Here is a 19807-nt window from a genome sequence, read left to right on the forward strand (position 1 = left end):
GCCCGCTTGCCAGTGATTCCCCCGTACTGCGAGCATAGAAGACCCATCAGAAGTCCACGGACACGGACAAAAAGAAAGTGCGCGGTGCCGCGTAGGTGACCACCTGGAAGGCAGGGACAGAATCCCAGTAGCGCAGGTTCGCCACGTTTTCAACGCTGCCGCGCAAGACCACCTGGCGCTCTCCGATCTTTGTCGCATAGCGCGCTCCAAGGTCAAAGCGCGTCCACCCGGGCAATCGGATGGTGTTGTTTACCGTCAGCGGCTGAGACGAAGAATGGATGACGCGGCCGGTTGCCGCAAGGCCCGGGACACCTGGAATGTCCCATTCGCTGCCAAGTTTGACCACCCATTCCGGCGCTCCTGCGGCCTGCTTGCCATCGTTGGCACCGCCCTGAGTCTTGTTGAGCCTGGCCTGGGTCCAGGTGACGCCGCCGAGCAACCGCAGGTGGGGCAGCACTTCGCCGAAGGTCTGCACCTCGAAGCCCCGGTTGCGCTGCTCGCCATCGATGGCATAGCGGTTGTGGGCATCAAGGAGGCCGCTGGGCCGGCGGATCTGGAAGGCGCTCAAAGTCGTCGCGACCTTTCCTCCATCCACCTTCACCCCCACTTCCCCTTGCTTGGAGACAAACGGGGGAAAGACCTCGTTGGCGTTGACCGCATTGATCGGCGCCGCCCCCCCCTGGGAGAGCGCCTCGACGTAGTTGGCATAAAACGCGAGCTGGTCGGTCTGCTTGAACACCACGGCAGCGGCGGGCGTGGTCTTGCTGCGTTCATAGCGCGACTCGAAAACGCCTGTCGCGTAGCGGAAGGCTTCCGCACGGATTTTTTGTCGGCGCAGCCCCAGGGTAAACCGCAAGCGGTCATTCAGCAGGGACAGCGTGTCGGTCAGCGCCAGGCTGTCCATCAGCATTTCTGAAGCCTGCACACGGGGCTGATTGAGCAGGCCCGACCCTGGTGAGGGCGCTGCAACGGGGTTGTACAAATTCGAGTCGAAGCTGTGATCGATCGTCGGCTGGCTTTCCTTGATGTCGGAATTGACGTGGGTTCCCGCCACCACAAGCTGGTGCTTTACTGGCCCTGTGGCGAAACGCCAGCGCAGGCTGGCGTCCGCACTTTTGCGTTGGGTCTGTGAATCCAAACCATAGGTGGAGGCATTGAGGCTGCCTTTTGCATCGGTCAGGATGGAATAGGCCTCAATCACTTTCCGCTGCGAGGTGGAGCTGCCGTAGGCCACACTGGCAGTGACGTTGTCAGACACGTCGAACTCGCCGCGCAGCACGCCAAAGTGGTGTTTCTTATCCTGGTAGGTCCAGGCAGGCCAGACATTGGTGCTGCCCGAGGGGGCTGCGGGCAAAACCGGCGAGGTCACGAAGAAGTTGCTCCTGGCTCCATCGACACGTTGTGCACTGTTGCCAAAGTCGGCGCTCAAGCGCATGCGCTCCCCACGAAAATCAAGTCCCACCACCAGATTGCGCACGCGCTCCGACTCATGGTCGGCGGCGGTATCGCCATCCCGGTAGGCTGCATTGACCCGGAAGCCGACCTCATTGTCTGGGCCGAAGCGCCGTCCAAGATCCAGGTGACTGCCCAGGTTGCCATCGCCAACATAGCTTGTCGTAACGCGCGTCAACGGCGTGTCGCTCGCACGCTTGGGCACCAGGTTGATCGCGCCGCCGGGCGTTCCTCGGGGCGCGCTGCCATTCAGAAGTGTGCTGGGGCCCTTGAGTACTTCCACGCGCTCGATGCCTTCGAGCAAATTGCCTTCAGCGCTTGAAATTCCATACAGCCCGTCAAAACCGATCTCCTCGCGGTGGATGGAGAAGCCGCGAATGTAGAAGTTGTCGAAAGTGCGCGGCGCAGCTGCCTGGGCCGACGGATCGTTGGCCAGAACATCCACGATGCTGCGGGCCTGCTGATTCTCCACCAGCTCGGAGGTGTAAGCGGTCATGCTGAAGGGCGCGTCCATGAAGTCCGTGTTCCCGAGCAGGCCGAGGCGCCCCCCACGCGCGACCTGTTGGCCTGCATACAGCTTTGGAAGATCGCCTGGCGCATCCGCACTGGCAGTGACCGTAACGGACGGCAGCGTCGAGCCGCGCATTTCTCCAGGCACCGGTTTGACGACGACTGCGCTACCGTCGATTTCAGCGGTCAACCCGCTACCTGCCAGCATCCGGTCCAGTGCTTGCCGCGCGGTGAGCTTACCGGAGAGCGCTGGCGCTGACTTCCCTGCCACCAGATCGGGACGCACCATCAGCTGCAGCTTGGCCTGGCGTGCCAGTTCATTGAGTGCGGTGCCGAGGGGCTGTGCCGTCAACTCGATATTGAACGCCGTACCCATGGGCGATGCCGCCGCCGATTGAGCATGGCCGACAGAAGTCCCCAAAGAGACGATCACCAAGGCAACAGCCAAGGCCAAGGGCGCGGGGTGAAAGCGCGGGTGCAGCATGAAATAGATCTCCAAAACAGTAGCTGAAAACAAGAATCACTACCAATGAAGACGCGTCACATTCAAAACGCTTGAGGTCGATGTGCAAGGTTTTTGAATATTTTTCGGCCCCTTTCGGCCCCGTTGAGAACGGGGTTCTCCCGTCCTGCGCGCAGACGGCGCTACCGACGAGGTTTTGAATCTTCAGTGGGCTGCAAGCACTTCGGTCACGCCGTCATGGATTTCCAGGCGCACCGGCAACACCTGGGGCAGCGCCTTGGTGAAGGCCCCCAACTGGCGCAAATCAAAACTGCCATGAACCTGCATCGCGCCCACGGCCGGATCGTTCACCACCAGCCGCGTGGACCCGTAGCGCTCGAACTCGGCCAGGGCCTGGATCAATGGCGTGCGCTCGAAGTTCACCCGGCCCTCGCGCCACAGCATTGCGCCAGCCGCTGCCTGCTGCGTGATTTGCCCAATGCGACCCGCTGCATCGGCGTGGATGGCTTGCCCCGCAGCCAATTCCACGGCACCGGTGGGGTCGACCGACTTCCCACTGTGCGGATGTGCCCCAGCTTGCGCGGCCTCCACCCGCACCCGCCCCTCTTCCACCGCCACGCTGGCGCCGCCGAGACTCAGCCCCGTCTTCGTATTGCGCACCACGAAGCGTGTGCCGACCACACTGACGCGCAGCGGCCCGGCCAGCACATCGAATGGACGGCGGGCATCTGCTTGGACATTGAACAGGGCCTGTCCCTCAGGCAGGCGCACTTCGCGCCGCTCCCGATACAGCGTGACTTCTGCACGGGTCGCGGTGTCGAGGCTGAGCCTGCTGCCGTCGGGCAGTTGCACATCGAGCTGCTGGCCACGGGCGGTCACGTAGGTTTTGGTAAATACCGGCTGTTGCTGCCAATGGTCCCAACCGAGCCAGCCGCCGCCCATCACGGCAAAGGCGACACCACCTGCAGCAATCTGGGGCACCCAACGCCCGATGCCGAAAAGCCAGGCACTTCGGCCAGGGGCCATGGGGCGGGCGACGGGACGAGAGGGCTGGGTGGCTTGGGGGCGCGTGTGCGGAGTGCTCGGACCGTCAGCGAAGTTGCCTTCCTCTGCCGTCAGGCCAGCCTTCAGCCGGACGATACCTTCGGAGGAAAGTCTATCCAGCCGGTCCCACACCCCGTCAAGCCTGTCAAAGCTGTCCTGATGCAAAGGATCTCGGGCCAGCCACTGCTGAAACTCTGCTTCTTCGTCAACCGTCAGTCCGTCCTGTCGGCGCACTTGCCAGCTCGCAGCTTCAACATCCAGCAGATTCTGACCGGACAAGAAGTCCGCGAACTCTCGCGCATCCACATCGGCACCAACGGGTGCCGGAGAAGGCGATGAGCTGAGATGCGCTGGGCTGGGCGGGTTCATGTCGTGAGAGCACTTAGGGGTGTAGACGCACGAAAGTTGAAAGACTGGAGGTCACAGCGTGTAAAGCCATTCCTATTTTTTCCTCTCAACAGACGGGGATTGCGGAGGTACACCGTTCAAACGGTCTTCACAGGCCTTGCACGCCAGTACGCCACGAACGATGTGCTGCGCCACCATGTTTTTGGAGATACCCATGTGGTCGGCCACCTCCTGGTGGGACAGGCCCTCGAAACGGTTGAGGACAAAGGCTTCGCGGCAACGTGGCGGCAGCGACTCTATGGCTGCGACGATGGCAAGTGCATGCTGCTCCTGCGCGTAGATCGCATCAGGCTCAAGGTGGCGCGGGGCGGTCGGCTGCTCCCATTCCGCCAGGTCGTCGATGTCCTCGTGCTGGCGAACCAAAAAGCGCCGATGCTGGTCGATCATCAAGCGCCGCGCTGTCTGATGCAGCAGGGCACGCGGCTCGTGAATCGTTTGCCCCGACTGCTGCACGGCCAGCACACGCGCGTAACTCTCTTGCACGACATCGGCCGCCGCATCCCGGTCCCTGACCGTGCGGGAACAGAAGTTCAGCAGTTCCCGGTAGTAACGCTCAAGCACAGATCAACCCAAGCCACGGAAGGCGATTCCTCTGGGCTGGATGTGGTCGCAACTTGGTGGGAGTTAACTTACGGATGCACTGCATATAAGAATCATTCTCATTATTGCAGATTTCTCGGCTTCTATCCGTACGACCCGAGTCCTACGCTGACGGGGATGTTGAACCTCTCAAAGCATGCGTTCGAGGAACCAGCGCTGCAGGTTGAGAGAGCAGCAACGGGCAGGCGATCAACCCTGTTTGTGCAGAGGCAGCCACAGGGTGAACGCCGAGCCTTGTGCGCCAGCCTCGTCAGCACGGCTCCAGGAGCAGTGTGCGCCCAGTGCCAGCGCGCGGCTGTGCACGTTGGCCAGGCCCCGGCGGGCCGGCGCCAGTGCTTGCGGCGCGGGCGGTGTGAACGGGCGGCCGTTGTCTCGCACGCGCACCTGCACGCCGGGCGTGTCGTCGTTGCGGGTGCCGGCGCCATCCGGCGAAGGCCGGGGTGCTTCGGCGGTGCTCAGCGTGATCTCCGTTGCGCCGCTGTGCTTGAGGATGTTGGTGAGTACCTCCTGCAGGATGCGCAGCACATGCAGGGCGCTTTGCGCGTCCAGCCAAGGCAGCGGCGGCAGGTCGTCCACCTGCCAGTGCATGACCAGACCCGCCCCCTCCAGCCGCAGTCCCAGCCGGTAGCGCAGGCCTGCGAGCAACACCAGCAGGTCCGCGTCCACGGGCTCCAGCGAGTCGATGGAGATCTTCAGGTCGTCGATGCATTCCCGCAGCACCTGCGCCACGTCCACAGGTGTCGACGGCTCGGTCTCCACCAGCCGCAGTGCGCTCATCAGCGACGATCCCACGCCATCGTGCATCTCCCTCATCAGGCGCTGGCGCTCGTGCAGCAGCGTTTGTTCGCGCTCGGCAACCCGCAGCAGCTCGTGCGTTTCTCGCAACTGCTGCTCCTGTGCGGCCAGGCGCTCGGCCTGCACCGCATTGGCCCGCTCGGCGCCGCCCAGGGCGCGCTGGTAGCGTGTGAACGCAACCCACATGAACATCGTGAAAACCCCCATGTAGGCATAGGGCGTGAGGTAGACGTGTTCGATGCTGATGAGGTAGCGCTGCATCGCCAGGTCATGAAAAGCCAGCGGAAACGACAGCGCCACTGCACTCCCCAGCAGCACGCTGGGCCACGATCGATCAGACCACGCGCCCCACAGTGCCACACACAGCACCACCATCCCTGGCGGAAACAGCGCCAGGCGCAGCAGCGGCAGCATTGCCTCGTGTCGCACGTTCCACAGGGGCAGTGCCGCCAGCGCCACCACACCACAATAGGTCAGCAGCACCCGCGCCAGCCGGGGGTAGTGCAGGCCCTGCATCAACCGCAGCAGCAAGAAGGAGCACACCGACGATCCGAGTGAGCCCGCCAGCGTGAGCCACGAGAACCAGGCATCGGGCACATCAAAGCCCTCCGTATCCACCAAATAGAACAGCGTGGCCAGCAGGTGCCCCACCGACAGGAGAAAGAACAGCAGATAGCCCCTTTCACCCCGGCCGCGCAGCCCCAGCCACACCGCCAGCGCCAGCACACCCAGCACCAGGTAGGCCCCGCGCAGGTACGCCACCAGTTCGGTCTGCAGCAGCCTGCGCAGCCGCCACCCTGGCCAGAGCGCCTCGGCCGGCCCCGCCCAGACCGTGGACAGGGCCCCACCCACGCCCGGCAGGTTGGCCATGCGCACGTGCACCTCCAGCGCAGCGCCGGGCGCGGCATGGCCCGCCAAGTCCACCCAAACCGGGCGATTGAAGCTGTTCCATACGCGGCTGCCGTGCGTCTGCCAGACTAGGCGCCCATTGGCATACACCGCCACCGTGCCCACTGTCTGCCAGCGCGGGATGTACAGGCGCGAGCCCTGCGGTGTGGCCGCCAGCGCCTCGGCCGGCACCCGCAGGCGATACCACCACACCTCGGGGGGCGCATCGGCCTGCGCGGCTGTCGAAACCGTGCTGCGCGCGCGGGCATGTGGCAGATCCACCGTGCTCCACGGCGTGGCGCTCGAAAGCACTGCATCGGGTGATTCGTGCAGCGAGGGTGGCGGCGCCCAGCCCCCGCTGGTGGAACCCCAAGCCTCTGCCTGCATCAGGTGTGCGGGGGACGGTACGTCTGCCAGCGCCACGCCCCAGGCGGCGGCCCCGGCCAGCAACAGCCGCAGCGCCAGGCGCGCGAGCTCAAGCCACATCGATCCACCCTTTGCGCGCCGCAGCGCTCACCGCCTCGGCCTGGGTCGTCACCTGCAGCTTGGCGTACACGCGTCGCACAAAAGTACGCACCGTGTGGCGCGATACCCCCATCGCCCGCGCCACCTCGTCCAGCGTGTAGCCACGTGCCACCATCCGCAGCAGCTCGGCCTCGCGTGCCGACGGCCCCACCTCCGTGATCTCTGCCGCCTCGGCCAAACCCGGCTCCGGACCCACTGGCGATTTGGCGGCCACGGATGACTGCGCTCGGCGCAGCAGCAGCTTGCGCGCCACCATCGGATTGATGGGGCTGCCCCCCGCATGCAGGCTGCGCACTTCGTCCACCACCGCGCTGGGTGGCAGATCCTTGAGCAGGTAGCCCATCGCCCCGGCTTCGATGGCACCCAGAACGTGCACCTCATCGCCAAAGATCGTGCTCACCATCGCTGCGGCGCGGGGCCAGCGCACGCGCAGCACAGCCAACACGTCAAGCCCGCTACCGTCGGGCAGCCCCAGGTCCAACAACAGCACGTCCAGCGGTGCATCGTCCGCCTGCAGCGCCGCCAGTGCCTCGGCGCGGCTGGCGGCCACCCACTGCAGATGCATGTCGGGCGCGCCTTGCAAGGCATGCGCCATCGCGTTGCGGCAGACGAAGTCGTCCTCCACCACCGCCACGCGGACGGCCGGGGGCGCAGGGGCCGCATCGGGCGCCAAAGGGAATGTGCGGGACGGTGAAACCATGGGTTGATGCTGCCACAGGCCTTGATCAAAAGCGCGGAGGCCGACGAGGCTCCAGCGCCCAGCAGGTCGGCAACACCCACTGGCACGGCAGAAAGAGGCGGGTCATGGATGGTTCTTCGGTGGAGCAGGGGTGATCGGTTTTTGCATCGAAACAGCCGCCAGCGCTTATTTAAAAAGCGCAGATAGCTATTATTTTTGTAGCATTCATGCGAAGCATACCCATACTGCCACCACGCGAGCCCGCTGTCATGTCGCCCAAAAGGGGGACATACAAAACGATGCCCATCCAGTAACTTTCAGTCCGGCAAAGGCAAGGACCTCTGCACCACGAAGCTGCAAAAACACAGTTGCCAGCACCTGCCTACCTAGAAAAAGCCAGTGCGGCTTCTTCTCGAACGCACATCAGAGCGAGGGATACATGATTCAAACGAAGAAGGCCGCGACGCGGTCCGGCACGATGCTGCGCCAATGTGCCCGGCAAGGGAGCAACGCGGCCGGGCGTGCGTCTCAGGCGATTCGGTGGGTTGCGTTCGCCGGGGTAGCGTTCTTGCTGCAGGCTTGCGGGCAAACCACCCAATCATCGTGGATCGAGGCACCACTCGTCGCCGACGCCTACAGCAACGATTCCGACTACTTCCCTTACGAGCCCAAGCTCCTCGTGAACAGTGACGCGAATGCGCAATTGAAGTTTTCCTATGCCACCCTGCCCAATGGCGTATTGAGCAAGCTTCTCGTCGATGAGGCCAACACAAGGGTCACCGTTGATGAGGAAAGCTACACGCTGGATGCCGGCAAGGTCGCGAGCGCCCGCCTCGTGTTGTACGTGGACAAGGTGATAACACCCGGCTACCTCAGGATAGTCAGCGCTCACCAGACGGGCACCGATTGCTTCGGGCGCGAAGACTTGGCGCCCGCCTGTGGCCATCTCGTTGACAGCACCAATGGAGGGGCCGCCACCAACGCGGACAACCCTGCACAGCCCCTGCGCATCACCGATCCAGGCTTCTACAGCTTCGACGTCACCAAGCTGGTGAAACACAGGCTGGCCAACGGTGTCGAATCGATGGTGGTTGTGGCCCCCTTCCTTGACCCTGGCACTGCAACAGGCAGTTTCGAGTTTGCGAGCAAGGAACAGCAAACAGGGCAGGCCCACGTACTGCACCAGCCGCAGTTGCTGATCACGCTCAGCGACGTGGCCGGCGTTAACACCAACGCCCCCGCCGCGACCAGCGTGCGCCAGTCGTCGACCGATCCAGTGGTCGCCAACCAGAATTTTTCACGGGACGAGAATCTGTGGATGAACGGCGCCTCAGGCAACCGCGCCTATGCGTTGATAGGACTACCGCCGCCGCCCACGGGTCCGTTCTCACTGCGTTTTGCGCTGAATCAGATGGGCTCGGTGGCGGGCAAGCAGACGATGGTGGTGTTCGTGAATGAGCGGGTGGCAGACCAGGCCACCGCGCAACCGGAGGCGCAGTTCTATAGAAGGCGCAAATTCAACGTGGTCGGCCAGGTGGTGAACTCTTGGAATGATGGTTGGGCCGAACCGCCGGGCTCCGCCTTGATCGCCAATGTGCCACTGGACCGTGGCGCACAGAACCAGACCTTGTTCATCGACATGGGGTCGCACTATGTCACCACACTGGCAGATGCCTACACGGCCAACCGCACGCAAGATCTCGCGGTGGCCGCATCGACGAATCTGCAGGTGCCGGTGACGCTGGACAGCGATGACAACACAAAGACCGGGCGCGTTCCGAGATTCGTCACCGTGTTCAAACCGGATGCGGGAGATTTGTGGGAGAGCCCCTTCAACTTCGACCGTGGGGACAGCGTGCACACCCACAACTACTGCCTTTACCGAGTAGACGATTCGTGCAACGCATCGTTGTCGATGCGCGCACGCCTGGGGCAGGCTTTCGCGCGCTCCGGAAACCCTATCATCATTGATCCGCGCGCCACAATTCCTGGGGGCGGCTACTTGCCGTATGTGACGCCCATCAATATCGCAGTGCCCACCACGGGCGCCAGCGTGGTCATGGTGACCGACCCCAATCCGGAAAACCAGGGTTTCGGAGGGGGCTTCGGCGGTACCGGCTACTTCATCCACGACGCCAAGGCCAACCGCATCGCGGGCCAGTACCAGGGCATCATCAGCATGCCGGGGCACAACCTGCGCGCCGTCATCCAGTTCGAAAACCTGCCGCTGCCCGCGCCTTCGCTGAATGGACCGACGGCCATCAGCATGGCGCCCGGTGCCACATCCGTGGTGGTGTCGGCCGACGCGCCAACGCCGTTCCGGTTGAGCGTGGAAGACCCGGTCAATGCGAACATAGACGACACGACGCGGTGGATCATCACGAGCAGCAACCCGAACGACACGATGCCGGGTGAGATCCAGCAAAGCGATGGCAGCGCAGCTTTCGCAGTGACGTTTTTCGGGCCTGGCTCGCGTACGGTCACGGCAACCAGCAAGGGTGACAACACGATCACGTCGACGATGGGCGTTGTCGTCCAGCAGACCGCCTTGACCAGCCAGGTGATCACCTTCACTTCCACGCCCCCGGTGCTCCCCGCCGTGGGGGGCACGTACACGGTGACCGCCGCCGGTGGCGACTCGGGCAATCCGGTCGTGTTCACTATTGATGCAGCCTCGACGGCTGGTGCCTGCACGGTCACAGGCAGCGTGGTGACGTTTGCCGGCGCTGGCACCTGCACCATCAACGCCAACCAGGCGGGCAATGCGACCTACGCCACTGCAGCCCAGGTGCAGCAGACATTCGTCATCCCCGTCACCTACACCGGCACCACCGTCCCCACGGGGGGTGCAGGCGGCGCGGCCAGCGCGAGCTTCACAGGCGGGGGCGCAACTTGCCGGTTTGACCATTCCGCCACCGGCTTCATGGCCGCCAGCGCCCTACCACCGGGCCGGGTGGCGCCGCAGGGCGCTTTCCGCTTCAAGCTGGTGGACTGCACCCCCGGTGCCACGGTCCGTATCACCACCACCTGGCCACAACCGGTTGCCGGTTTCACCAAGTACGGCAAGGCCAGCAGCGGCGCCTCCAGCGCCAGCTTCTTCGCCCCCAAAAACCTCGCCATCAACGGCCACACCGTGAGTTTTGACTTGACCGACGGCCAGCTGGGTGACGACGATTGGGCGCCCAACGGCGTGATGGTGGACCCCGTGATGCCGCTGGCTGCTGCCGCTTTGGCCACGGCCATTCCCACGCTGAACGAATGGGTCCTGTTGCTGGCGACCGCTGCCCTGGCCGCCATGGCCCTGCCAGGCTTGCGCCGCCGCCAGGGCTGAAAAGAGCCGGACTGAGCGCTCAACGGACAGACGCCAGAGCAGAAAGGAGACAAAGATGCGCCTCGTTGACGGCGATCACGATGCACATCGCGTCTGCCCCCTTTTTTGCCCATTGGCGAAAAGCGCTGGTCGGCAACTTGGAGGGGCCACGCCCAGCGGGCGTTGAACACCAGGTTCACTCCAACATCGCGTCCGACTGCGGAGCAACGCGTCATGGCTTGGGAAGATTTTGCCGCGCGGCGCGGTCTTCGAGGCGCTGTTGTTCCCGCATCAAGACCTTGCTCACTTTGCGCAGGTTCGCAATTTGCGCCTCGACCGCCGTGCGTTTCTCCGCCATCAAGCGGGCACCTTGCGCGCAATCGATGCTGCTGGCGCGCATCGCGTCCAGCACTTCACGGATCTCCAGCAGCGAAAACCCCAGCGACTGCAGCTGCTGAAGCAGGATTGCGTCCTTGACGGCGGACTCCGGATAGTCCCGGTAGTTGTTGGAGCCTCGGCATACGCCGACCAGAAGCCCCTCACGTTCATAAAAGCGCAGCGCGTGGCGCCCCAGCCCGGTGCGGCTTTCCAGTTCGGCAATTCGCATGAAAATCCTCTTGACTGTAGACCCAACTCTACAGATTAGCATGGCCTTTTTGAAGAAAGCACACCATGCACTTGCTTGCTGAAAAAACGGTCTATCTCCACCGGCCTGCGCGGGAGGTTTTTGCGTACGTGTCGAACATGGAGAAATTTGGAGAGTGGTTCCCCGGCGTTATCTCCATCGAATCACTCAACACACTCCCCCACGGGCAGCTGGGGAAGGAGTACCTTGAAACCGTGTTCGTACCACTGCGGGGACGCCAGAAAATCACCCTGCAGGTGCGGGAAGTCAGGGGCCACCAGTTTTTTGCGACAGAGGGCCGGTTTCCACCCCTCCTGCCGCGCATGGAGATCACGCTGGATGAAACCGCGGCGAATGCGTGCGAACTCACCTGGCGGATCTTCAGCAGAAACAGCAACCCCGTCGTCAGATACCTTTTGCTTCCGCTGGCCAGGCGGGTGATGGACAAGCGGGCGACCTTGGGCGTCGCTGCATTGAAGGGGTGGATGGAGGGGGCTGGTACGGCGCATAGCTAGGGAGCGGGTACGCCACGGGGATCGGACAACCCAGGTACGCACACCCATAGCGTGGGACGTGTGGGGTGGACGGCGGATTCAGCCGGTCGATGCCACCCTACCCGACGCCATTGCCGACGGCCCTCAGACCCCGACAGCCGTTGGCACCTTCAACAGCCCATCGGCCTTGAACATCGCACGGATACCGCGCACAGCCTGGCGGATGCGGGCCTCGTTCTCGATGAGGGCGAAGCGCACGTATTCGTCGCCCTGGTCGCCGAAGCCGATGCCGGGCGATACACACACCTTGGCCTTGTCGAGCAGCTGGCGCGCGAACTCGAGCGAGCCCAGGGCGCGGTAGGGCTCGGGAATGCGGGCCCAGATGTACATGCTGGCCTTGGGGCAGTCCACCGCCCAGCCCGCTTCGGTCAGACCCTTGAACAGCACGTCGCGGCGGCGCTGGTACTGGGCGGCGATGTCTTTGACGCACTGCTGGTCGCCCTCGAGCGCGGCAATGGCTGCGACCTGCAGGGGGGTGAAGGTGCCGTAGTCGTGGTAGCTCTTGATGCGCGCGAGCGCGGCCACGAGGTCGGGGTTGCCCACCATGAAGCCCACGCGCCAGCCGGCCATGTTGTAGCTTTTGGAGAGGGTAAAGAACTCCACCGCCACGTCCTTGGCGCCGGGCACTTCCATGATGCTGGGGGCGCGGTAGCCGTCGTACACGATGTCGGCGTACGCCAGGTCGTGCACCACCAGGATGTCGTGCTTCTTGGCCAGGGCGATGACGCGTTCGAAGAAAGACAGCTCCACGCACTGCGCGGTCGGGTTGCTGGGAAAGCCGAAGATCATCATCTTGGGCTTGGGGTAGCTGCCGCGGATGGCTTTTTCGAGCTCGGCAAAAAAATCGACATCAGGCGCCACGGGCACGCTGCGGATGTCGGCCCCGGCGATGACGGCGCCGTAGATGTGGATGGGGTAGCTCGGGTCGGGCACGAGCACGGTGTCGCCCCGGTCCAGCGTGGCCAGCATCAGGTGGGCCAGCCCTTCCTTGGAGCCGATGGTGACGATGGCTTCGGTATCGGGGTCGATGTCCACCGCGTACCGATCCTTGTACCAGTGGCTGATGGCGCGGCGCAGGCGCGGGATGCCCTTGCTGGCGGAGTAGCCGTGGGTGTCGGGCCGTTGGGCCACTTCGGTGAGCTTGGCGACGATGTGCGGTGGTGTGGCCCCATCGGGGTTGCCCATGCTCATGTCGATGATGTCTTCACCCCGACGGCGGGCGGCGAGCTTCAGCTCGGCCGTGATGTTGAAGACGTAGGGAGGGAGGCGATCGATGCGCGCAAAACGGCGCTTGCCCTGCGATGCAGACATGCTGGTGAACTTTCACGTAAGCGCCCGGAACCGTCCGAGCGACGTGGCCAACAATGGGGTTGGCCCGCGTTCACTGTACTGCAGAAAGCGGCGTTCGCCGCGCCCGACGCGGCGGTGTCGCACCGCCGCTACGCTCAGGCGTTGAGGTCTGCGGTAGCGCGCTGCGTATTCCGTTCGGACGACAGCGCCAAGGCAAAGATGCCCACGCCACACAGTCCCAGCACCACGCCCACCCAGCCGGTGGACGTCCAACCCAGGCCGGCCGCGATGGACACACCGCCCAGCCACGCGCCCAGCGCATTGGCGGCGTTGAAGGCCGAGTGGTTGAGCGCCGCGGCCAGGGTCTGCGCATCGCCGGCCACATCCATGAGCCGGATCTGCAAGGCCGGGCCGATGGCGACCACCGTGCCGAGCAGAAAGGTCGCCAGCGCCGCACTGACGGGGTGGTGCGCAGCAGGCACGAACAGCGCCATGACGACGATGGACCACAGCAGCACCTTGCCGATGGCGGGCATGAGCGCCTTGTCGGCCATGCGCGAGCCGACGATGTTGCCTGCCACCATGCCCAGGCCAAACAGCGACAGCACGAAGGGCATGAGTGCGGGTGGCATGCCTGCCACCTCCAGCAAGGTGGGCTTGATGTAGCTGAACACCGCAAACATGCCGCCAAAGCCGATGGCGCCAATGCCCAACGTGAACCACACCTGCTTGCGCGCCAGCGCGCCCAACTCGCGCAGCGGGCTGGCGCCGTGCGATGCGGGCATGGCGGGCACCCACAGGCGCACCATGACGACGGCGGCCACGGCAATGAGCCCCACAAACACAAAGGCCGCGCGCCAGCCAAACGCCTCGCCCAGCGCGGCGGCTATGGGCACCCCCACCAGCGTGGCGGTGGTCAGCCCCAGCATGACCCAGCCCACGGCGCGTGCGCGGCGGCCGGGCGGCGCCAGAGCAGCAGCCACCAGCGCGGCCACACCAAAGTAGGTGCCATGGGGAAGGCCGGTAAACAGCCGCATGGCAGTGAGCGAGCCATAGCCCGGCGCCAGGGCCGATGCGAAATTGCCCAGCGCATACACCACCATCAGCGCCATCAGCAACGCACGCCGCCCCCAATTGGCTGCCAGCACGGCCAGCACGGGCGCGCCCACCACCACGCCCAGTGCATAGGCGCTGATGACGTGGCCCGCCTGAGGAATGCTCACGCCGATGTCGCGCGCCACCTCGGGCAGCAGGCCCATGATGACGAACTCGCCCGTGCCGATGGAGAAGCCGCCCACCCCCAGGGCCAGCACGGCGCGCACCAGGGTGCGGTCGTCGGTGGGGGTGTGGGCGATGGACGTGGGGGACAGGGACGCGGTCATGGCAACAACAAAGGGGCGCTGCACCGGCAGGCAACAGTACGGCGCAGGAGGTCGACGGGGATAAAGAAGAAACGCAGTTACAGGGGTAAACCCTATTTTTGTAACCATAACATGCCCTGAGCGGCCCTGCTGGCGCGGGGGCATGGGTCACCTTCGTGAACAAACCGGACACGCAAGGCGGCTACGCTGGCACCCTATCCCCCTCCCCCTCAAGGACCGCAATGACAACGACCCTGAGCACTGCAGAGACCATTGCCAGCACCGTCCAGGTGCTGGCGTTCGACATCTTTGGCACCGTGGTGGACTGGCACGGCAGCATCGTGCGCGAGATGCAGGCCCTGTACCCGGCCGTGGATGGCGACGCGTTTGCGCTGGCGTGGCGCAGCGGCTACCAGCCCGCCATGGCCCGTGTGATGCGGGGTGAGCGGCCATGGACCTTGGTGGACGACCTGCACCGCGGCATCCTTGACGAGATCCTGCCGCGCTTTGGCCTGGCGCACCTGCCCGAGGCCGAGCGCCGCCACCTCAACCGCGTGTGGCACCGGCTGGACGCCTGGCCCGACAGCGTGGAGGGCCTCACGCGGCTCAAGACGCGCTTCACCATCACCACACTGTCCAACGGCAACATCGGCCTGTTGACCCACATGGCCAAACGCGCCGGCCTGCCCTGGGACTGTGTGCTGAGCGCCGAGGTGTTCCGCGCCTACAAGCCGGACCCTGACACGTACCTGGGCGTGGCCCGTGTGTTTGATGCGTCACCGTCCCAGGTGGCACTGGTGGCCACCCACCACGACGACCTGGCCGCCGCGCGCGACTGCGGCCTGCGCACGGCCTACATCGAGCGCCCCCACGAGCTGGGCGCGGCCCGCCCCAAGGACGGAACGCCGCAGCCCGGCAACGACCTGCACGCCACCGACCTCATCGATCTGGCGCGGATGCTGGGCTGTTGAAGCAGGCCTGTCGAGCCGCTGAGCATCCTCGCGGCGGGCGAGGTTCAGTGCACCACCAGCAACTGCACGAACATCTGCACCTTGGCGTGGCATTCGGCGCTGATGGAGGTGAACTCCAGCCCCGCCACCCACTCGTCGCCTTCCTGCTTGAGCGTGATGACCCGCGCATACACATCGGCCACGCGGTAGTCCACCAAAGGCAGCTCAAACTCCAGCTTGATCTCGCTGTGGGGCTCCAGCGGCTCGATCAGCTCCACCAGCAGGCCGTGGTAGCCGATGTCGCGGATGGCACCGTGCACGATGTGGGGCACCACGATCTTGTCCTGCATGCGCTGGCACAGGCAGGGCAGGCGCGCATCCACACGGTGGCTGCGGCGAAACTCCTGGCGCGGCACCTTGAGTTTTTGCGAAGGAATGGCGATCAGCTCGCGCAGGCTCACCGGCTGCGTGCGGCCTTTGACATAGACCTGCATCGGTGCGGACGCCGACACCAGGCCCCAGCACCGCTGGTAGGTCGCATCACTGATGAGCACCTGGCCACGCAGGCTCAGCGCCTCGATGCGCGAGGCCAGGTTGACCGCTTCGCCGATCACGGTGTATTCGGAATACACGTCGGAGCCAAAGCGCCCGGCCATCACCGTGCCTGTGTTCACACCGATGCCCAGAAAGACCTCCGGCAGCCGCTCGCGCAGGTGTGCGAGGTTGAGCTCGCGCATGGCGATCTGCATCTCCACGGCGCAGAGCAGCGCCCGGTCCACATCGTCGTCGCGGGCCACGGGCGCGCCAAACAGCACCATGATCGAATCGCCCATGAACTTGTCGATGCTGCCCTGGTACTTGAACACCACTTCGGAGAGCCGCGACAGGCAGCGGTTGAGCGCCGCAATCACCACCGCTGCGGGCTGCGACCCCGACAGCGCGGTGAACCCGCGCAGGTCGGCCAGCAGGATGGTGACCTCGCGCGGCGCCACGGCCAGGCCGTCGGTGGCCGCGCCATCCGGGCTTTCCATGCCATGCAGGATGGCCGCCATCTCGGCCTGCGCCGCTTCGGAAAGGGGCGTACCAGTCTCGCGCTCGATCAGCGCCTGCAGGCGGCGCACGGCATCGTGGTGGAATTCTTTGTGCATGGATGCAAGGGAGGTGGGGCGGCGGATTGTTCTGTGCAGGAGGGCATCGCCTGCCCTCCGCCACCCAGAATAGGCGGCGTCCCCCAGCCGGTCAACCGGTGAAAACACTCCGGGCCCCTGCCCCAACGCCGAAGGACCTGGGTGATGCAGAAAATCCGATGTTTTTTGGCACCCAGCGCTTGACTAGAAAGCGCCAACAGCTATCAAAATAGGAGCTACCGCAGCCACCTCACCCTCGGGGCCAACCGCTCGGGCCAACGCCACGGTCTGGTCGATCACGCCAAACGGCCCGGGATGGCCCTGGTCGTCCAGCGCCACCATGCGCACCCGCTCGCCAAAGCGCAGGAAGGGCGTGTGCGGCGCGCCTTCGGCCAGGGCCTCGACCATGCGGCGCTCGGCCACGCAGGACGACCCCACATCCACCTCCGCGTTCGACACGGTGCCCGAGCCGATGAGGGTTCCGGCCGACAGCTTGCGCGTGCGGGCCGCATGCGCGATGAGTTGGCCAAAGTGAAAGTGCATGGCGCCGCCGTACGGGTGGCCAAACCACTCGCCGTTGCGCTGCGTCTGCAGCCGCAGGTGCACCCGGCCACCGCGCCAGCCCAGGCCCAGCTCGTCGGGGGTGACGGCCACGGGCGCAAAGGCGGTGGAGGGCTTGGCCTGCAGAAAACCAAATCCGCTTTTGGCCTCGCGCGGGCCAAAGGCGCGCAGGCTCCAGTCGTTGATGAGCACGATGAGGCGCACATGCTGCAGCGCATCTTCTGCGGTGACGCCCATGGGGGTTTCGTCCAGCACCACGCCAAACTCGCCCTCAAAGTCGATCTGGTCGGCCTCGGACGGCAGGGGCACATCGTCGTGCGGACCCAGAAAGTCGTCGGCTGCACCCTGGTACATGAGTGGAATGGTCTCGAAGTCGGCCACGGGCGGCACCTTGAAAGCGCGCTCCATGAGGTGGCCGTGGTTCAGAAAGGCAGAGCCATCCAGCCACTGCCAGGTGCGTGGCAGCGGGGCTGAGCATTCACGGGCGTCGAAGGGCATGGAACCCAGGGCGGCGGGCGCATTGACCGTCCGGGACAGCGCCTGCAGCATAGGCTCCACCGTGCCCCAGCGCTCCAGGGCATCGAGCAGTGTGGGCGCCACGGTGCACGCATCGATGCAGCGGCGGGCATCGGCCGACACCACCACCAGGCGGCCGTCACGCTGGCCATTGCGCAGGGTGGCGAGTTTCATGACAGCGCCCCTTGCGCCTGCTGCAGCGGCAGCACCGGGTCGAAGATCGCCACGGCCCGCGTCCAGCCCGCCGAGGCGCCGCGCACCTTGACCGGAAAGCACGAGATATAGAAGCCGCTGGCAGGCAGGGCTTCCAGGTTGTGCAGCTTTTCGAGGTGGCAGTAGCCGATGTCGCGCCCGGCCTTGTGGCCTTCCCAGATCAACGAGGCGTCACCACTCTCTGCATAGCGCTGCGCGGTGTAGGCGAACGGTGCGTCCCAGCTCCAGGCGTCGGTGCCCGTGAGGCGCACACCGCGCTCCAGCAGGTACATCGTGGCCTCGTAGCCCATGCCGCAGCCTGCACGCGTGTAGCCCGCCGTGCCGTAGGCGCTGCCGGCGCGGGTGTTGACGACCACGATCTCCAGTGGCTGCAGCGTGTGGCCGATGCGGGCCAGCTCGGCCTGCACGTCGGCAGCCTGCACCACGTAGCCGTCGGGCCGGTGCCGAAAATCAAGCTTCACGCCGGGCTGAAAGCACCAGTTGAGGTCCACCTCGTCGATGGACAGCGCGCGCTGGCCGCCGTCCATGGTGGAGGCAAAGTGGTAGGGCGCGTCCAGGTGGGTGCCGTTGTGGGTGTTGAGCTGCACGTCCTCCACCGCCCAGGATTCGCCGTCGGGCAGGTCTTCCTTCTTGAGGCCTGGAAAGAACTGCGCCAGGTCGTCAAAACTCATCTGGTGGTCGATGTAGCGAATGCGCGGGCCCAGTCCCGGCGGGTCGGAAACGACATCGTTCTCCAGGTGCATGGAGATATCGACGATGCGGCGGGGGGAGGAAGAAGTCATGGAGTGCAACCGTGCAAGGGAGAAATGGGTCTACGCATCACGACTCGGCCGTGAAACCCGTTTGCTTGATCAGGCCGCGCCACTGGTTGGCATCGGCCTTGAGCATGCTGGCCAACTCGGCGGCGGTGGACGACTTGACCTCCAGCCCGTATTGCTTGCCGTGCTCGATCACCTCGGGATGTGCCAGCGCCACCCTGAGCGCATCGGACGCACGCAGCACGGTCTCGGGCGTCGCCTTGCCAGGCAGGAAGAATCCATACCACTCGCTGACCTTGAGGGGGTAACCCAGCTCCTGCAGCGTGGGCACCTGGGGCAGGAAGGGCGACCGCTTGGCCCCGGCGATGGCCAGCACACGCAGCTTGCCGCCCTTGGCGTGCTGCAGGTAGTCGCCAATCGGCCCCCAAAACGCGGGGATCTGCCCGCCCAGCAGATCCTGCATGCCGGGCACGGTGCCCCGGTAAGCGATGTGCAGCATGTCTTGCTTGGCGAACTGGCTCAGCAGCACACCCACCATGTGGGGCATGGACCCCGCGCCGGGGCTGCCGTAGCTGGCGCTGTTCGGGTTGGCCTTGATCCACGCCAGGTAGTCCGCCAGCGTGCGCACGCTCTCGGGGGTGCCTGGGCCCACCGCCAGGCCGTGGTCCATCATCGCGCCCAGCGACACGGGCGCCACGTCCTCCATCGTGTAGCGCAGCTTGGGGTAGGTATACGGGTAGATGGACAACATGGACGACGGCGTGACGAGCAGGCTGGAGCCATCGGCCGGGCTGTCGCGCAGCGTGAGGATGCCGATCTGGCCACCCGCGCCGGGTTTGTTGTCCACCAGCACCGCTGCGGCGTATTTGTCGCGCATGCGGTCGGCCACGCGGCGGGCCAAGGCATCCAGGGTGCCACCGGCCGGAAAGCCGGTGATGATTTTTGCCACATCGGGCAGCGGGGCCTTGGGCGCTTGCGCCCAGGTGTTGCCGGCCCAGGCGGCGGACAACAGGGTGGCAGAAAACTGGGTGAACTGGCGGCGGGTGATCATGGCGTTGTCTCCTGATTGGCAAGATGGGCAAACTGCCCGGTGTCCGCGCCGGCCTTGTGCAGCAAGGCTTTCAACGCGTCCATGCAAAAAATTATACGAACGTACAAATCGCCATCAACTGGGGTTT

15 protein-coding genes are annotated in these 19807 nt (G+C 64.9%); 3 read left to right on the plus strand and 12 right to left on the minus strand.

Annotated elements, in window-relative coordinates:
• Window positions 1-46: 46 nt before the first annotated feature.
• From ASE39_RS19080 to ASE39_RS19105, 5 genes are all read right to left on the minus strand, one after another.
• On the minus strand, window positions 47-2446 hold the full coding sequence (locus ASE39_RS19080) for a TonB-dependent receptor (RefSeq protein WP_140426837.1): 2400 nt from the start codon (window positions 2444-2446) through the stop codon (window positions 47-49).
• A gap of 183 nt (window positions 2447-2629) precedes the next feature.
• Window positions 2630-3838 carry a FecR domain-containing protein gene (locus ASE39_RS19085; RefSeq protein ID WP_082615510.1) on the minus strand — a complete coding sequence of 403 codons (1209 nt, stop codon included), beginning with the start codon at window positions 3836-3838 and terminating at the stop codon, window positions 2630-2632.
• A 72-nt stretch (window positions 3839-3910) separates the two neighbouring features.
• Window positions 3911-4438 (minus strand): sigma-70 family RNA polymerase sigma factor, encoded by a 528-nt coding sequence (locus ASE39_RS19095; protein WP_057272181.1) that lies wholly within the window; start codon window positions 4436-4438, stop codon window positions 3911-3913.
• 228 nt (window positions 4439-4666) lie between these two features.
• Window positions 4667-6646 (minus strand): ATP-binding protein, encoded by a 1980-nt coding sequence (locus tag ASE39_RS19100; protein WP_057272182.1) that lies wholly within the window; start codon window positions 6644-6646, stop codon window positions 4667-4669.
• Entirely contained in the window at window positions 6636-7385 is a 750-nt protein-coding gene (locus ASE39_RS19105) for a response regulator transcription factor (RefSeq protein WP_050812494.1), read from the minus strand. The genes ASE39_RS19100 and ASE39_RS19105 overlap by 11 nt, the downstream gene beginning before the upstream one ends.
• Window positions 7386-7803: 418 nt before the next feature.
• On the opposite strand from ASE39_RS19105, the gene ASE39_RS19110 reads away from it, so the two are divergent.
• Window positions 7804-10695: an IPTL-CTERM sorting domain-containing protein gene (locus ASE39_RS19110; RefSeq protein ID WP_140426838.1), complete on the plus strand. Its 2892-nt coding sequence runs from the start codon at window positions 7804-7806 to the stop codon at window positions 10693-10695.
• A gap of 211 nt (window positions 10696-10906) precedes the next feature.
• Here the strand turns inward: ASE39_RS19110 and ASE39_RS19115 are convergent, their stop codons facing one another.
• Window positions 10907-11281 (minus strand): MerR family transcriptional regulator, encoded by a 375-nt coding sequence (locus tag ASE39_RS19115; protein ID WP_057272184.1) that lies wholly within the window; start codon window positions 11279-11281, stop codon window positions 10907-10909.
• 65 nt (window positions 11282-11346) lie between these two features.
• Between ASE39_RS19115 and ASE39_RS19120 the strand changes: the two genes are divergently transcribed.
• On the plus strand, window positions 11347-11814 hold the full coding sequence (locus tag ASE39_RS19120) for an SRPBCC family protein (RefSeq protein ID WP_057272185.1): 468 nt from the start codon (window positions 11347-11349) through the stop codon (window positions 11812-11814).
• A 123-nt stretch (window positions 11815-11937) separates the two neighbouring features.
• Here ASE39_RS19120 and alaC read toward each other — a convergent pair whose 3' ends face one another.
• Together alaC and ASE39_RS19130 are read right to left on the minus strand one after the other, a co-directional pair.
• Window positions 11938-13164 (minus strand): alanine transaminase, encoded by a 1227-nt coding sequence (gene alaC / locus ASE39_RS19125; RefSeq protein WP_057272186.1) that lies wholly within the window; start codon window positions 13162-13164, stop codon window positions 11938-11940.
• A 134-nt stretch (window positions 13165-13298) separates the two neighbouring features.
• Window positions 13299-14525 (minus strand): MFS transporter, encoded by a 1227-nt coding sequence (locus ASE39_RS19130; protein WP_057272187.1) that lies wholly within the window; start codon window positions 14523-14525, stop codon window positions 13299-13301.
• 221 nt (window positions 14526-14746) lie between these two features.
• Here ASE39_RS19130 and ASE39_RS19135 point away from each other — a divergent pair, with 221 nt between their 5' ends.
• On the plus strand, window positions 14747-15475 hold the full coding sequence (locus tag ASE39_RS19135) for a haloacid dehalogenase type II (RefSeq protein ID WP_057272188.1): 729 nt from the start codon (window positions 14747-14749) through the stop codon (window positions 15473-15475).
• A gap of 44 nt (window positions 15476-15519) precedes the next feature.
• Here ASE39_RS19135 and ASE39_RS19140 read toward each other — a convergent pair whose 3' ends face one another.
• The 4 genes from ASE39_RS19140 to ASE39_RS19155 all read right to left on the minus strand — a co-directional run bounded on the left by ASE39_RS19140 (window position 15520) and on the right by ASE39_RS19155 (window position 19680).
• Window positions 15520-16602: an adenylate/guanylate cyclase domain-containing protein gene (locus ASE39_RS19140; protein ID WP_010461758.1), complete on the minus strand. Its 1083-nt coding sequence runs from the start codon at window positions 16600-16602 to the stop codon at window positions 15520-15522.
• A gap of 183 nt (window positions 16603-16785) precedes the next feature.
• Complete coding sequence (locus ASE39_RS19145; RefSeq protein WP_057272189.1) at window positions 16786-17832, minus strand: fumarylacetoacetate hydrolase family protein; 1047 nt, start codon at window positions 17830-17832, stop codon at window positions 16786-16788.
• Window positions 17829-18653, minus strand: a complete 825-nt coding sequence (locus ASE39_RS19150; RefSeq protein WP_057228733.1) for a cyclase family protein — start codon at window positions 18651-18653, stop codon at window positions 17829-17831. Before ASE39_RS19150 ends, ASE39_RS19145 begins: the two co-directional genes overlap by 4 nt.
• A 37-nt stretch (window positions 18654-18690) precedes the next feature.
• Window positions 18691-19680: a tripartite tricarboxylate transporter substrate-binding protein gene (locus tag ASE39_RS19155; RefSeq protein ID WP_057272190.1), complete on the minus strand. Its 990-nt coding sequence runs from the start codon at window positions 19678-19680 to the stop codon at window positions 18691-18693.
• Between the last annotated feature and the right edge of the window lie 127 nt (window positions 19681-19807).

It is taken from the genome of Acidovorax sp. Root267 (genome assembly GCF_001429215.1).
Taxonomy (GTDB): domain Bacteria; phylum Pseudomonadota; class Gammaproteobacteria; order Burkholderiales; family Burkholderiaceae_C; genus Acidovorax; species Acidovorax radicis.

Bases quoted from the DNA above. Each gene is read 5' to 3' on its own strand.
- ASE39_RS19080 (WP_140426837.1), bottom strand. From the start codon at position 2,446: ATGCTGCACCCGCGCTTTCACCCCGCGCCCTTGGCCTTGGCTGTTGCC.
- ASE39_RS19085 (WP_082615510.1), bottom strand. From the start codon at position 3,838: ATGAACCCGCCCAGCCCAGCGCATCTCAGCTCATCGCCTTCTCCGGCA.
- ASE39_RS19100 (WP_057272182.1), bottom strand. From the start codon at position 6,646: ATGTGGCTTGAGCTCGCGCGCCTGGCGCTGCGGCTGTTGCTGGCCGGG.
- ASE39_RS19105 (WP_050812494.1), bottom strand. From the start codon at position 7,385: ATGGTTTCACCGTCCCGCACATTCCCTTTGGCGCCCGATGCGGCCCCT.
- ASE39_RS19110 (WP_140426838.1), top strand. From the start codon at position 7,804: ATGATTCAAACGAAGAAGGCCGCGACGCGGTCCGGCACGATGCTGCGC.
- ASE39_RS19115 (WP_057272184.1), bottom strand. From the start codon at position 11,281: ATGCGAATTGCCGAACTGGAAAGCCGCACCGGGCTGGGGCGCCACGCG.
- ASE39_RS19120 (WP_057272185.1), top strand. From the start codon at position 11,347: ATGCACTTGCTTGCTGAAAAAACGGTCTATCTCCACCGGCCTGCGCGG.
- alaC (WP_057272186.1), bottom strand. From the start codon at position 13,164: ATGTCTGCATCGCAGGGCAAGCGCCGTTTTGCGCGCATCGATCGCCTC.
- ASE39_RS19130 (WP_057272187.1), bottom strand. From the start codon at position 14,525: ATGACCGCGTCCCTGTCCCCCACGTCCATCGCCCACACCCCCACCGAC.
- ASE39_RS19135 (WP_057272188.1), top strand. From the start codon at position 14,747: ATGACAACGACCCTGAGCACTGCAGAGACCATTGCCAGCACCGTCCAG.
- ASE39_RS19140 (WP_010461758.1), bottom strand. From the start codon at position 16,602: ATGCACAAAGAATTCCACCACGATGCCGTGCGCCGCCTGCAGGCGCTG.
- ASE39_RS19145 (WP_057272189.1), bottom strand. From the start codon at position 17,832: ATGAAACTCGCCACCCTGCGCAATGGCCAGCGTGACGGCCGCCTGGTG.
- ASE39_RS19150 (WP_057228733.1), bottom strand. From the start codon at position 18,653: ATGACTTCTTCCTCCCCCCGCCGCATCGTCGATATCTCCATGCACCTG.
- ASE39_RS19155 (WP_057272190.1), bottom strand. From the start codon at position 19,680: ATGATCACCCGCCGCCAGTTCACCCAGTTTTCTGCCACCCTGTTGTCC.